11 protein-coding genes are annotated in these 13953 nt (G+C 40.4%); 1 reads left to right on the top strand and 10 read right to left on the bottom strand.

Annotated features, from left to right (window positions below):
* Positions 1–28: 28 nt before the first annotated feature.
* The 5 genes from NSQ64_RS10035 to NSQ64_RS10015 all read right to left on the bottom strand — a co-directional run bounded on the left by NSQ64_RS10035 (position 29) and on the right by NSQ64_RS10015 (position 8149).
* Positions 29–937, bottom strand: coding sequence for a trypsin-like serine peptidase (locus NSQ64_RS10035; RefSeq protein WP_160757649.1), 909 nt, complete (start codon positions 935–937; stop codon positions 29–31).
* 245 nt (positions 938–1182) lie between these two features.
* The gene (locus tag NSQ64_RS10030) at positions 1183–4326 is read right to left on the bottom strand and encodes a bifunctional cytochrome P450/NADPH--P450 reductase (RefSeq protein WP_268382055.1); all 3144 of its coding nucleotides are present in this window, start codon (positions 4324–4326) and stop codon (positions 1183–1185) included.
* A 21-nt stretch (positions 4327–4347) separates the two neighbouring features.
* Complete coding sequence (locus NSQ64_RS10025; RefSeq protein WP_058213736.1) at positions 4348–4929, bottom strand: TetR/AcrR family transcriptional regulator; 582 nt, start codon at positions 4927–4929, stop codon at positions 4348–4350.
* A 228-nt stretch (positions 4930–5157) separates the two neighbouring features.
* Entirely contained in the window at positions 5158–5868 is a 711-nt protein-coding gene (locus tag NSQ64_RS10020) for a DUF421 domain-containing protein (RefSeq protein ID WP_047946233.1), read from the bottom strand.
* Between the two features lie 64 nt (positions 5869–5932).
* Positions 5933–8149, bottom strand: coding sequence for an RNA ligase (locus tag NSQ64_RS10015; RefSeq protein ID WP_341016295.1), 2217 nt, complete (start codon positions 8147–8149; stop codon positions 5933–5935).
* A 107-nt stretch (positions 8150–8256) separates the two neighbouring features.
* Here NSQ64_RS10015 and NSQ64_RS10010 point away from each other — a divergent pair, with 107 nt between their 5' ends.
* On the top strand, positions 8257–8448 hold the full coding sequence (locus NSQ64_RS10010; RefSeq protein ID WP_341016292.1) for a hypothetical protein: 192 nt from the start codon (positions 8257–8259) through the stop codon (positions 8446–8448).
* 11 nt (positions 8449–8459) lie between these two features.
* On the opposite strand, the gene NSQ64_RS10005 is transcribed toward NSQ64_RS10010, so the two are convergent.
* From NSQ64_RS10005 to NSQ64_RS09985, 5 genes are all read right to left on the bottom strand, one after another.
* Positions 8460–9368 carry a DMT family transporter gene (locus NSQ64_RS10005; protein ID WP_144665482.1) on the bottom strand — a complete coding sequence of 303 codons (909 nt, stop codon included), beginning with the start codon at positions 9366–9368 and terminating at the stop codon, positions 8460–8462.
* Between the two features lie 132 nt (positions 9369–9500).
* Positions 9501–10223, bottom strand: coding sequence for a LutC/YkgG family protein (locus NSQ64_RS10000; protein ID WP_341016287.1), 723 nt, complete (start codon positions 10221–10223; stop codon positions 9501–9503).
* Positions 10220–11644 carry a LutB/LldF family L-lactate oxidation iron-sulfur protein gene (locus NSQ64_RS09995; RefSeq protein WP_007499376.1) on the bottom strand — a complete coding sequence of 475 codons (1425 nt, stop codon included), beginning with the start codon at positions 11642–11644 and terminating at the stop codon, positions 10220–10222. The genes NSQ64_RS10000 and NSQ64_RS09995 overlap by 4 nt, the downstream gene beginning before the upstream one ends.
* 21 nt (positions 11645–11665) lie before the next feature.
* A complete protein-coding gene (locus NSQ64_RS09990; RefSeq protein ID WP_007499377.1) occupies positions 11666–12382 on the bottom strand; it encodes a (Fe-S)-binding protein in 717 nt (238 codons plus the stop codon).
* Between the two features lie 247 nt (positions 12383–12629).
* Positions 12630–13946: a M48 family metallopeptidase gene (locus NSQ64_RS09985; protein WP_236551973.1), complete on the bottom strand. Its 1317-nt coding sequence runs from the start codon at positions 13944–13946 to the stop codon at positions 12630–12632.
* Positions 13947–13953 lie beyond the last annotated feature (7 nt).

The raw sequence follows: 13953 nt of genomic DNA, 5'->3' as shown, positions 1-13953 counted from the left end.
AAAGGAAACAAGCTGATTGTTCTATTTTTTATTGCGCCTTCGCATAGTTGATAAATTCAACAAAGGCAGCAGTCGCTTTTGGTCCGCCGTTGATCGTTCCGTTTGAATAACCCGCATTATGGACCCCGACGATTTGTTGGTTCTGATCTAGCATCGCAGAGCCAGAGTTTCCGCTAAATGTATCGATCGTATAGTATGCGAGATTCGTATCTTCTCTCGTGACTGGACCTGACATTTCCCATTGTGACACTTTGCCAGTCGATCTCATTTTATCACCTGGATATCCAGAAATTTTAATCGTTGTACCTGTTAGATTTGTCACTTGACGAATAGAGCGGTAGCCGACCGTATTTCCAATGTTCGTATCTGTTTTAATGACGGCAAAATCATATTGACTCGCCCCCGTGTTGATATATCCGCTTGGTACATAGAATTCGGTCATGTTTGCTGAGCCGTTCACGGCCGTGCTGTCATTCATGCCTGGGTAGACAGACCCTTTTGCACTATAGCTTCTTGTGGCTGTATTGTAGACGCAGTGTCCGTTTGTCAATATTTTGTTTGGAGCAATGAGTGTTCCGGTGCAGCTAGACCCACCAAATGTAATATAAGCAATAGAGTTGTAGGGTGCTACTCTTGTATTCGTCACTTTTGTTCTACCATCGTCTCCAATGACTACTTTTGTTTGAAAGTCTTTTAAATATGTTGTGAGTGGTTTTACTTTTTCGCCAATAGTAGAAGAGAGATCATCCACTTTGTCAAAGGATGAGGGGGTTTTCATATCGTTGTGGAAGTCAGCTGAAGAAATCACCTTTCCGTCAGAAGTCACCATGTCATAATCAGACGTAAGTACTGAATCAGATGCTGCATGGGCAAAACTAGGCACACTTAAAGCACCAAAAACGAGTAGAGAAGGGATTATTTTTTTCACCTTTTTCATCATATTCCTCCTTTATGTCCTATATCAAAAATGATACGATTGTTTCATATTGGAGTAAATGAGAGAATATTCTTATTTTTTACAAAATATTTCATTTGTAAATTAGGTGTTTCGTATCTTCCAAATATTTATTCTAGCGATCTCTCTATGAAAAAAGAAAAAACCGCCATTTTGGCGGTTTCAAGATTGTTGACGAAGGGCTAAAATGTGATTTATTTTAGCCCTTTGTCTTCTTTTCAACATGATCAGCTCCATACATCTTTTACATATCTGTTGTCATTGGCTAAAGATGTCAGCCATTGTTCAGCTGTTTCTTTCGCACACTGTTTCTCAGTCTGATACAGTTCAATAAGTGTTGCCTCGACATCTGGTGCCATGACCTTTCCATCCCCGCAAATATACAGGTAGGCGCCTTTGTCGAGCAATTCAATGAGCTTGGCTCCATCATTTTTAATGAAGTGCTGGACATACACTTTTTGCTCCTCGTAGCGAGAGTAAGCACGGTGGATGGTGACGACTCCTTTTTCTTGTGCAAGCTGCAGTTCGTCATAATACAGATCATCTTCATGCGGGTGGCGGCAGCCAAAATAAAGATGGGCTTCACCTAACGACTTCCCTTCATTTTGCCATGCTTCCCTTGCCTGAATGAACCCTCTAAACGGGGCGATACCTGTTCCTGGTCCAATCATGATCATTGGTATTTCAGGAGAAGGCGGCAATTCGAATCCTGCTTGAGCTTCATGAAGGAAGCAGGCCACCTCATCTCCTTCTTGCAGTCCGCATAAATAGTTTGATGCGACGCCTGCGTATTCACCGCGTCCGCTCCATGATTTTCCTTTCACAACAGCTACTGTGATACTAAGCCTCTTTTCATCTACCTTTGGCGAACTGGAGATCGAGTAATAACGAGGCTTCAATCCTGGTAAAAGGGCTAAAAAATGATCAAATGGCAGTTCACATGCTTCGTATTGTTCTAGTAAATCCAGCATGGTCACACGCTTCTTTAATACAGCTTCTTGATAAATTTCTCCCGCCATTTGTTCAAGTTCAATACGATGAGGTGGGCATACCGTATATTTTGCAAGATCTCTTAGCTGAGTACGTGTCACAGGCTCTTGTAGCTCTACATGTGACGCCAACAATTCTCCGACTTGAATTGGCTGATTTAATGGTAAATGACTTGCTTCTTTTTCCGAAGAGAGTATCATGTGCTGCTCTGGATCGAGCTTAAAACGATCGGTCACTCGCTGAACGAGTGTTGCACTATTTTTTGGCACGATTCCGATATGATCTCCTTCTTTATAGTGCTTGCCTTCAGGTAATTGAAGTTCGATATGCCTTGTTTGGCGGGTACTTTTTTCAGATTGTAATTCTTGATTTTTCAATACAACAGCTGAAAAGGCACCGTATGTTTTAGCAACAGGACGTTCCACTAGCTCATTCGTATATGCAATGGATAGGTTTGGCTTTTCTTGACGTTTCTCCTGCAAGGTTAATTTGAATTCTTTTGCAAGCTCATTGAAGACTGTCTTCTGGAATGTTTCTTTATCTTCATCCATATCACCGCCCGCATCGCCTTCACCAATATCCGTTACACGCTTCGCCCCTTTTCTTTCAAGTGCTTCATCAATCAGACGAGGAATACGCTGATACGTGCTCGCCCAATTTCGATCCCCACACCCAAAGACTGCAAATGTCACGTTTGATAGATCCTGCTCCTCATCCTGCGTCACCCAATCCACAAACTGTTTCGCATGATCAGGCGGATGACCGTTGTATGAAGCCGTTACAATTAAAACTGCGCCTGACTCTGGTAACTTTCGAGTATAATCATCAAGCGGTGCCGTTGTCACGTCAAACCCTTTTGCTTTTCCGTCTTCAGCAAATTCGTTTGCCATCTGCTTTGCTGTGCCCAGATTTGATCCGTACAAGACCAATAGCGGTGTTCCATGACTCGCTATTTTCACTTCAGCAGATGCCGTGCTTTTTGTTGGTTCTTCTTTCGGAGACGCCATAAAGAATTGCTGCTTTCTTGGCCGCACTTTGATTTTAAAATCATTCGGCTTAATCGTCAGAGATTCTTTTAAATCCAGTTCATACGACGTATGGTCAATCAGTTCAAGGTTGTGCAGAACCATCGCCAGAACCATCGTGGCTTCATGAAGGGCAAATTGCATCCCAATACACGCACGCTGGCCATTTCCGAACGGTTTATAGGCATGCTGTGGAATTTTTTCAGGATGCATAAAACGTTCAGGCTTGAATTCTTCTGCATCCTCCCCCCAAACCGCTTGATCCCGATGTATTTTAGGAAGCAGCACACTGACACTTTGGTTTTTTTTGATCGGATATTTCCCTCCAATGACTGTATCCTCTTTCGCATAAAGAGAGAACGTAGGCGCCGTCGGCCAGAGGCGAAGTGCTTCGTTTAAGACCATACGCGTATAACTTAGTTTTTGAACCTGCTTAAATGTCGGCAGTCCGCCTTGCAGCACGTCGTCTGCTTCTTGTACGGCTTTTTTTAATTTGTCTGGATTCTTTAGTAAAAAATAAATCGCAAATGACAACAACCCACTTGTTGTTTCATGACCTGCTATTAAGAAGGTAATGATTTGATAACGGATATTTTCATCTGACAGGCGTTCACCTGTTTCAGGATCCTTTGCATGTAGCATGAGAGAAAGTAAATCATTGCCCGTTTTATCTTGTTTTTTCCGTTCTTGAATAATGTCATCTACTAATTTCTTCATAAATTCAACATCTTGTTCAAATTCTCTTCTTCTTTTGATCATTAATTTATCTGCGACCGGCAATCTACTTGCTTGATCCATCGCTTCATTTAAGCCATTCAGCATGCTTTCAATAAATGGATGTTGATTTTCTTTATAAAAGCTGTTAAATCGAAAATCAAAACCGCATAACCCGATCGTATCTAAAGTGAGCTTTGTCATATCCTCTGCTACTTCAATTTCTTCATCACGGCCCGTTCTTTGCCATTTTTGTACAAGCTGTGTGGCAATATCGAGCATCATCTCATGATAGCCCTTCATGGCCTGCTGGCTAAACGCCGGCATCAAGATGTGATGAGCCTTTCTCCAATTCGGCTCTTCTGTCCAACTTGTGAATAACCCATCCCCTGAAAATGTTCTCACTTTATTGAGACTGCTTCCAATGAATTTATCAAAACGCCTCTCATCAAATACTTCTTTGGCCAGTTCATGGCTGGAAACAAAAATACTTGTTGCTTTTGAAAATTCAAACTGAAAGATCGGCCCTAATTCATCTGCCAGCCGCCAAAAGGTTTGAGAAAGCTCTCCTTTTTTGATATGAGGAATATTTTTTAAAGGTCCGTATGTTTTTGGTTTTGGAATGATTGATGTTTGTTGCATGTGCCCACTCCCTTTATTTCTTTATGATGCAACGCTAATGGCACGCCATAAGCATTGCTCAATATCTTCTAAAAATTCAATCGTTGGCTCAATTTCCTCTGCTAGAATCTGTTTATGAAGCTGAACGAACGCTCCAAATACAATGGATAAAATCGTTCTCCCTGAAAGATTTGGATGAATTCCATCCTTTTTGCCTTCTTCAAAAATATGAAATAGCTCATTTAATAGCTGCTGCATCTTCTCTTTACTTGTCTCATCTAAATAGTGTGAGCGTTTGTCAATTTCTAAGAAGTACAGACCACTTGGATTCTCTTTTGTAAAGAGCACTAAGCAGTAAAAGACATGTTTGAAATAAGCCCTGATACTTGCTTTAGGGTCTGGACTGTTTGTATTCACCTTGTCGATAAATGCAATCAGGCTTCGCTGGTATAAAATGTTCACAAGAGCCTCTTTACTATCAAAATAACGATAAATGGTTCCTGCTCCAACATTGGCTCTTTTCGAAATCATCGGCATCGTTGTACCGTCAAAACCCCGTTCAATAAATAAGTCCAGAGAAGCCTTCATAATCTGCTCCTGTTTATCAGTAGTTGCTGCGGGCATTTCATCCTCTCCTTTCGTTTTAATAGGAATGAATGTTCATTCCGCTTGATGTATATTATATTGATATTTTAAATTCTTCTATTTATACTTAAACATACTTATTTTTCTCCGTCACTACATTTTCTGAAAATAATAATAATTGAGAAGTGATACCTAGATAGATGACATCCAAACGACTTATAAATATTGGCAGTTCTGTGACGCGTGGGTGTCGTCTGAACTATATGTTCATTCTTGGTCAATTGGAGAATGGATGTGATCGTCATATGTATCAATATATAAACTGCCATTACTTGAACGAACCGCATAAACAATGTCTTTTAAAGACAGCTGCCTTTTTTGAAGTTCTTCATAGATCCACTGCTCCGTTAATTGGTTTTCTTGAAGGTTTTTCAAAATGAGCTTTCCGTCCATAATGACTTCAATGGGCATGTAACGCTCTGCCTGCTTCCACAGGTTAAGATCTTTTCGCGTGACATAATCAAATGAAGGGTATTTTTTCACTGACATATGCCCATCTGTTTCAATCATTGCAAATTCAACTTCACTAATGTCAAACACATTCTTTTCTCTGAGCTGTTGATTTAAATAATCAAGTGTATACCTCATTCCTTTCATATTCTCTTCAAGGATTTTGCCATTTTGAATCACAAGCGTTGGTTTACCGGCCATAAATCCTCTCATCTTCCGGCTTCTTAAAGCAAGCAAAGAAATGACATAAATGATGATCACAAGTGACACAAAAGATATGGTTGTGTGATGAAGCGGAAGCGTAGTATTAAAAGCCAGGTTCGCCGCAATTGAACCTAGACTGATCGCTGCAATGAAATCAAAAATATTCATTTGCGCAATGGTTTGCTTTCCAAGAAGACGGGCACCGCCGAATAAAATAGCAAAAGCAAATATGGTTCGAAGAATGACTTCAATATGATCTGGCATTTCAGCTTCCACCTTTCGATTTCATGAAAAAAAGCCTTTTCTTTAGAAAAGACTCTTTGTTAGACTATGCATTTATTCCGTCATTATTCAAATGGTCCGCTTCCGTTTGCTCAAATTGTGAACGCAGCTCAATGATTGAGCAGTTTCTCACGTTTACTGGATCTTGCTCGAGCAACCATGTATAAAATCTTGCTTGCTCTGCTGTTTGCAAAGCCTGCATATATTTTTGGGTGGGGCGCTTATCTGCAACACGCTGTTTAATGGATCGCATTTGCTTCCAAAATTGATAATAAGGAAGCTTTAACTTGGTCATAAAGCCGCTGTTATCCTCAATGACATAGCCTTCTTCTTTGATTGTGTCATCATGTGATACAGATTGATACCATTTATAGAAAGAGGTCCAATCATGAAACACTGCCACTTGCTGTTTGCACCGCATGCCAAGCTGTTCACTGAGCCTTTTCACTTCAGCAAATGGTTCTTTTTCATAGCTCAGCTGACGCTTCACGATATCAAGTAAAATGAGTTGATCATGATCATATGTGATAATATGCGGGTCTTTCTCTGGCAAAATGACTTCAAATACAAGGGACACATGGTTGTCGCGTACGTATGATTTGATGTAATCGACCTGCACATCGTCAAAGGTCGCATAAAATAGCTCTTCGACCCAAGCAGCATGCTGATTTTGCTTCACATGTGACGTATACGATTTGGACGTAAACACCAGTTCATCTTTTATGTCGTTAAACCCAACCGTACCTAAGTATCCATTTGCTTTATCATAGACCGTCACAGGAAATTGAAGATGATTCACTAGATGCTGCATTCTGGTTTCAGGACGTTCATCAATATTAAAGAACTTATTATAACTTCTAGACACAATCTGCTTTGAAGTCATATTGATAAACAACCCTCTTGCTTTGACATTTATTTCATCCCATTGTCTTTCACTAAATGCTTTTTTCGTGAAATTAAAAGATGAAATATCGTGTGGCAGCTTTAATTCCTGTACATATTCATGCTGATCTAAATGGGCTAAAAAATCATCCAGCGTCACATTGGGCTGAACAAAGACCGGTTGCTTGTTTTCAGAAGCTCTGTAGACAGGATTGTCAATTTCATGTGTCTCAATCCCACCTGCTGTGATTTTTAACACACGCAGCTGTCCGCCAAATTCAACCTGACCTTCGAGATTATAAGATCTTTCCGCCGCTTGGATAGGCAGTCTATATAAATTGCGATGACCATGAATTTGAATGATATCTAATCCAGAAGTGTTTTGGACAAATAAGTGGTCAATGTCATCTGAATATTCACCTACTCCGTGAATAAGCTGCTGCGATGAGACATGCAGAAGCTCTTCTGGCAAATGGGCAAGCCCACCATGGGTGACAAGAAATGTCTGACCATGATACGTAAAATAGGTGAGCTGATGAAAAGTTCTGACAAACTTCCTTAATTCTTTTAGGTCAAAACCTGCTTCCGCAATTTCAGGCGCAGTATGACGGTTAAACATATTACTTCTCACTTTTTCTTCATGTGCATATTTGTAAAGATGCTGATCATGATTTCCTTCAATGACGATCACATTGCGGCATTCTCTATGTGCCAGCATCCATTCTAAAACTTCCTTGTTTTCTATTCCTCTATCAAGCAAATCACCTGCAAAGATATAAAGCTCGTTTTCTTTCAAATCTCCTTGCAAATAAGTATTTAGAGCTGTGTAACAGCCGTGAATATCACCGAATACGTGAATGGCCTCATACTGATCAAAAGATCTGGGCTGATACGTCATAATGGCTGGATATTCCTCAGGCGTCAAAACGGTTACCCATGAAGGCACCTTCTCTGTCTTTAACCGTTCATTCATTTGATATAACACAGATTCCTTCACTACTTTGTGCGGCTCTCGACCGCGATTTTGCAGCAGGGATGTTTCAAGAGGCACTTGCGTAAAATCGACGACATACACTCTATAGCGGTATGAAGTAGCTAATGATTTATACTGCGAAATGGACTTACTTGTGACATGTGTTGCATCAATGACAGTAAAGTCTCCTCGTTCCATTCGGGCTGTGAGGAGTTCAAATAATAAAGACCAGACTTTATGATCATGTTTGCTTGAAATTTCCGGTTTCCCATTGACTGATAACTGCGGAGGCTGGGTTAACAGACGGATTTGATCCGCTGATAATGTATATGGTTCTATGCCTTGTTCTTTGATCCAAGTTGATTTACCTGCACCTGGGAGACCTCGTAAAAGGACTAAAGTTCTCATAATGGTTCTCCTTTAATGAGTGATATTTTACCTATTATAGATAAATTATGGATAAATCTCAATCTTTTATTGATTATGGTAATATATAGATATAAGGAGGGTTACACATGCCTAATGAAGCGAATACTACATTCAACATTGGGGATATCGTATTCCAAGTATTTTCTCTTCTATTCATTGCATTGATCGTGACCATCGTTGTCATCGCGATTCGAATGATAAGAAGAAAACAAGTGGAATTGAAGAAAGTCGAGGCTAGATTAAATAAAGTAATTGAAAAAAATCATTTAAAAGAGTAAAAATCCGGGAGTTAACCGGATTTTTTTGTTTTCATCACGATTCCTTGTCGCTGCTGCATCAAAAAGAAAAAGACACCTAAAAGGACAAGTAGACCACCGAACATTTGTAGCAGCGTGACTTTCTCTCCAAGCAGTAAAACAGCGAGTATCGTTGCCCCAACAGGTTCGCCTAGAATACTCATTGAAATAGTTGTCGCATTCACATAGGTTAACAGCCAGTTGTTAATGACATGGGACATGGTAGGGATAATGGCGAGCAGTAAGAAAATCCCCCATTCTTTACCCGAATAGCCTACAAAAGGCGTTTGCTGTATAAGGTTAAATAAAATTAAAAAAAGGCCGGCAAAACCAAATACACAAAAACTATAAATCCAATGAGATATCTTTCTCACAGCTTGTTGACCGATTAATAAATAACAAACAACAGCGATTACACTGAAAAAGGATAAAATGTCTCCTATAATGGCGTCTTGGCTATGTCCGACATCCCCCCATCCGATCATGAGCGCACCAACAATCGCCGCACACATTGTGAAAATGGCTGACTTTGTTGTTCGTTCACGAAAAATGAGAAATCCGCCTAATAATGACACCATCGGCTGAAGTGCAATGATGATTGTAGAGCTCGCCACTGTGGTGAGCTTCAATGAGCCGAACCACAAAACAAAATGGAGCCCTAAAAAGAAACCTGACATACATAAGAAAAACCAGTCTCTCCACTTTAACGAGACAAGCTCTTTTTGACGCGGCAGAATAAACGGAAGCATCAAAACCGCCGCAAATATCATTCGATACATACTTAAAATAGCAGCAGGCGCACTTGACCACTTCACAATAATGGCCGAAAACGAAATCGCAATGATTGAGATCACAAGCGGCACCGCAATCGACTTCTTTGGAGCATTTGTCTTCATTTCCATTAGCAGCTTCCTTTACATCAGCAGTAGATGAGCTTCTCATCTTGTATGACGTCATCTTACTATGACTATTCGCCTAGAAGCAAGATGAATTTTAAGAATGTTTACATAAAAAAGGCTTTCTTCACGAAAGCCTCATTCATCATCTATTAATACATAAACAGCCCGCACCGGCCCATGAACACCAACCACTAAATTCATTTCAATATCGGCAGAATTACTTGGACCTGATATAAAATGAATGGCGCCTTTCGTCTGCTCTCCTTCTTCTACTAGGCGATGAAGAGCTGAAGCAGCATGAATCATCCGCGGGACAATTGTGCTTTTTTCAATACATACGATATACATCATCGGTAAAAAATGAAGTGCTCTCCCTTGACCTTGATGGGAGGAAAGAACAACCGTTCCGGATTCTGCAAGTGTGTAATCACTGAATACCACTGCATATTTCGCTTGTTCTGCCTGCCTTATATTTTCTTCTCTTGATGTATCTGCATTCCAGCTAGTGACTGAGATTCCTTCTTTCCGCAAGGCTTGAAACATAGGATGACATTCATATTGTGCAAAACGTCTATCGCTCGAAGTCATCACAGGACCTTCTCCATACTCTTTCATCAATAATCGTAACGTTGAGGGTGCTTCTTTTGGTGTTGTTTCTACCACTTTCGTATGAATTTGCTGACATTGCACCTTCAATTGCTCTATCAATTCTTCTTTCGATAGACCTTCATTTGTTTCCCAATTGACTCGATGCTTCCAAACCGGACGCCGAATAGATGCAGGCTTGGAGGAGCTTTTGCCTAATTGTTGCTGGATATGTGCTAAAAATGGATCTCGATGAGAAATGGTTCCTTTCATTGCCGCTCCTCCTTTTGTTTCTTTTTAAACCAATCCCGAAACCTTTCTTTGCTTGGCGCTGGGAGGTCACGAATTTCTGTCCAATTCTTTAAAGGACCCGCACCTTTTGAAATCTGTCCGTTTGAAGCCATACGTTTCAAGAGCACAGGGGCTGCTTTTGTTCCAAATCGATACATTCTAGGAGTGGATGCGCCCATTCCGAACATTTTCATTGCCATCATTTCCGCTTTAGGCGCTCTCCCCTCTTTTTCAACGATGACTTGTCGATGTTTGATTAATAATTCGTGAAGTGGAATTTTCACTGGACAAGCATCTGTACAGGCTGCGCATAAACTTGAGGCGAAAGGAAGCTCTTGGTAGTCGTCATATCCTCCAAGTAACGGCGAAAGAACAGCGCCAATCGGACCCGGGTAAATTGATCCGTACGAATGACCACCAACATGCCGGTAAACGGGGCACACATTGATACAGGCTGCACACCGAATACATTGCAAAACTGGCTGAAATTCCGTCCCTAATATATTTGACCGTCCGTTATCCACAATGACCAAATGAAACTCTTCTGGTCCATCGACCTCTCCTTCTCCTTTTGGTCCCACGACAGAGATATAGCTTGTTAACTTTTGACCGACTGCGCTTCTGCACAATAGACCGACAAGGACATCGAGCTCCTCCATCGTTGGTACAAGCCGCTCCATCCCCATGACTGCGATATGTGTCTTTGGAATGGACGTGACAAGATCCGCATTCCCTTCATTCGTCACAAGACAAATCGATCCTGTGTCAGCCACAGCAAAGTTACAGCCCGTCACACCAATATCTGCTTCAAGAAATTTTTCTCGTAACAAAGCTCTTACAAATTTGGTCATTTCTTCAGGAGTCTCTGACATATCATATCCAAGCTTTTCGTGAAAAACTTCCCGTATTTGTTCTTTCGTCATATGAAGGGCTGGTGCCACGATATGTGAAGGTGGTTCATGGTCATCAACTTGAAGAATATATTCTCCAAGATCGCTTTCAACTACCTCGCAGCCAATCTCTTCTAGCGCTTCATTCATTTCAATTTCTTCTGTGACCATTGATTTTGATTTCACGATTTTTTTTGCTGCTTTTTTTTGTGCTACATCTTGAATGTACGCCGATGCCTCTTCCTTTGTTTTTGCAAAAAACACATGACCTCCACGTCTACTCACGCTCTCACTTAATTGATATAAGTAGTCATCAAGATGGGCAAGTGTATGCTGCCTGATGTCCTCTCCAAGTTCACGCCACTTTTCCCAGTTTCCAAGCTCTTCACTTGCGGTCATCCGCCTTTTATACAGACGCTCCTGTGCTGAGGAAACAGCTCCTCTCATCACAGCGTCTTCTAATCCTTCGCCGATCCGCTCTTTAAAAGCCTTCTCTCCAATTTTCATACTCATGTGCCGTTCCCCCTCTTAGCTTCAGCGGCTATTCAACACTTCTGCGATATGCATCACTTTAACTGGCTTATGAAGACGATTCAGCCTTCCTCCGATATTCAGTAGACATCCACAGTCAGCACCTATGATATATTCAGCGCCTGCCTCCTCTATGCTTTGTACTTTTTCATCGACCATCTGCTCAGAAATGGGTGTCATTTTGATTGAAAAAGTTCCTCCAAATCCGCAGCAATTTTCAGCGCGAGGCAATGGTTCCATCACCAAATCTTTGACATTTGACAACAGTGTGAAAGGCGCTTCCTTAATTCTAAGCAGTCTCGTCATATGGCAGGAGGTATGATAGGTGGCTTTTCCTTTCAAACTCGCTCCTACATCTGTTACATGTAATATATCAACAATAAATTCCGTTAATTCATATGTTTTCGCAGCAAGTGCCTGAGCACGGGCAAACCACGCTCGGTCTTCTTTAAAAAGGTGCGGATATTCTAAAAACATGGCCTTACAAGAACCTGATGGTGTGACGACATATTCAGCTGATTCAAAGGCTTTCATCATATTTTTGGCCGCTTTGATTGTTTCTTTTGTATAGCCGCTGTTAAAGGCAGGCTGCCCGCAACACACTTGTGCTTCAGGGAATTCTACTTCAACACCGAGCCGCTCTAACACCTCGACAGTCGCCTTTCCTACATGTGGCTGCATCGTGTCAATTAAACAGGTGACAAATAAACTGACTCTCATCGGCGAACTTCCTTTCTTTTGCTGCACCTTGATTTATGTCTGGTCATCTGATGACTAAATAATGGACCTTCATTTCATTTTAATCCCAAATTTCTGAAATTTCAACGAACGGATTTGTTTAAAATTTGGATATCGTGCTTGTGAAGGTACATGAAAAAAACGCCCTTTTTACAGGGCGTTTGAGAACATTCATGTTTTTATTTCTTCATACTACCGAAGGAAGTGTCGTCATTCACACAAACCGCCTTCACTTCATGATTTTCTTTATGTGATGAATTCGTTTTTCAAAAGAAGGATGACTTTCACGCCATTCAGATTTTCTTCCATCATCTCCATCTTCTTCAATCAAATGACTTAATTTTATCAAAGTATTGAGATATAGAGTTTGATTCTCAAGATGGTGAACAGCAAAGCGATCCGCCTGAATCTCAAATAACCGACTCATTTTCTTTGGCAGCCACTCCGTCATAAATATCATGATCAATATCCCTGCTGGGAACAACAAAATATATTGCCACCAACCATTGGCAAGCATCACCTGTCTGGCATAATACATACTGATTCCCATAAGTAAGGTGACAATCATAGTGAGGTAAATGGTGAAATGCGCATGTTTTAATTTTACATGTCCCATTTCATGGAATAAGATCGCACGAATTTCCTCTGTATCAAACTTATCTAATAACCCTTCCGTCACATATAGATTGACTTTTCTTCTAAATGGAAGTTGAAATGAATATATCCAGGCATTCACATCATGTCGTGAGTCTTTTTTTACCCATATTTTTACCTTTTGGTTCGTTTGATGCTCAATATCTGTGCAAATATTTATGAATTCGTCCGTCCGTAAGACTTCATACTTATTTATCATTTTTTGAATGAATGAGTAACCCATAATAAATAAGATGACTAGGGCGAAATACCAAGCACAAAATAGAAAAAGATGATCCATAACCTTCGCTTGAAACGCCAAAGGCATGACTAAATAAGAGCCGAAATATATCAAGGATAATGTGATAGCACCAAATAAAACGGCTTGCTCCCTAACGTTCAGGAAGAATGAATTTCCTAAAGTGGCTTCATTTTCTCCTAAAACATCAGAAGAATCTTTTGTCATATACTCAAATGAACAAGCTGTCAATAAGACTGACAGGAAACTAGGCACAAGTATAGAGAGAATCATACTCAACACATAAGATCCTGTAACTGATAGCACGTATCCCATTAAAAAATAATAATTTAATCCCAAGGGAAGAAAAATGGCTAGAACAAAGGGAATGAATAATGTGAATAGGTTTTTCATCGATTCATGAAGGTTAAAAAGGAAAAATAACAAAGCGGGCAAAAGAATTCCCATTAAAGTCATGAATGTAACAAATGTGATGCTATACTTAAAGTTTGTGTTGATCTTAGTTGTTTCTGTTAGATTCGTTAGATTGTATGTAGAAAAGAAGGGATTTTGCGTTTCCTGTTCCATCATGATCGTATCATCATGGATAGGTACAAAACCTTTTCTTAGAAAAACCAATGCCTTATCATTCATTATTTTGTCTGTTTCAATCATACTGATT

Origin of the sequence: Bacillus sp. FSL W8-0183, assembly GCF_038006825.1 — a bacterium.
Classification (GTDB): Bacteria; Bacillota; Bacilli; order Bacillales; family Bacillaceae; genus Bacillus; species Bacillus altitudinis.
The sequence above is the reverse complement of the archived record's forward strand: the minus strand, read 5'-3'. Positions and strand labels throughout refer to the sequence as shown.

What these genes read in the sequence shown, in the direction of transcription:
- NSQ64_RS10005 (WP_144665482.1), bottom strand. Translation starts at nt 9,368, where the DNA reads ATGGAAATGAAGACAAATGCTCCAAAGAAGTCGATTGCGGTGCCGCTT.
- NSQ64_RS10010 (WP_341016292.1), top strand. Translation starts at nt 8,257, where the DNA reads ATGCCTAATGAAGCGAATACTACATTCAACATTGGGGATATCGTATTC.
- NSQ64_RS10030 (WP_268382055.1), bottom strand. Translation starts at nt 4,326, where the DNA reads ATGCAACAAACATCAATCATTCCAAAACCAAAAACATACGGACCTTTA.
- NSQ64_RS10035 (WP_160757649.1), bottom strand. Translation starts at nt 937, where the DNA reads ATGAAAAAGGTGAAAAAAATAATCCCTTCTCTACTCGTTTTTGGTGCT.
- NSQ64_RS10020 (WP_047946233.1), bottom strand. Translation starts at nt 5,868, where the DNA reads ATGCCAGATCATATTGAAGTCATTCTTCGAACCATATTTGCTTTTGCT.
- NSQ64_RS09995 (WP_007499376.1), bottom strand. Translation starts at nt 11,644, where the DNA reads ATGAGTATGAAAATTGGAGAGAAGGCTTTTAAAGAGCGGATCGGCGAA.
- NSQ64_RS10015 (WP_341016295.1), bottom strand. Translation starts at nt 8,149, where the DNA reads ATGAGAACTTTAGTCCTTTTACGAGGTCTCCCAGGTGCAGGTAAATCA.
- NSQ64_RS09985 (WP_236551973.1), bottom strand. Translation starts at nt 13,946, where the DNA reads ATGATTGAAACAGACAAAATAATGAATGATAAGGCATTGGTTTTTCTA.
- NSQ64_RS09990 (WP_007499377.1), bottom strand. Translation starts at nt 12,382, where the DNA reads ATGAGAGTCAGTTTATTTGTCACCTGTTTAATTGACACGATGCAGCCA.
- NSQ64_RS10000 (WP_341016287.1), bottom strand. Translation starts at nt 10,223, where the DNA reads ATGAAAGGAACCATTTCTCATCGAGATCCATTTTTAGCACATATCCAG.
- NSQ64_RS10025 (WP_058213736.1), bottom strand. Translation starts at nt 4,929, where the DNA reads ATGCCCGCAGCAACTACTGATAAACAGGAGCAGATTATGAAGGCTTCT.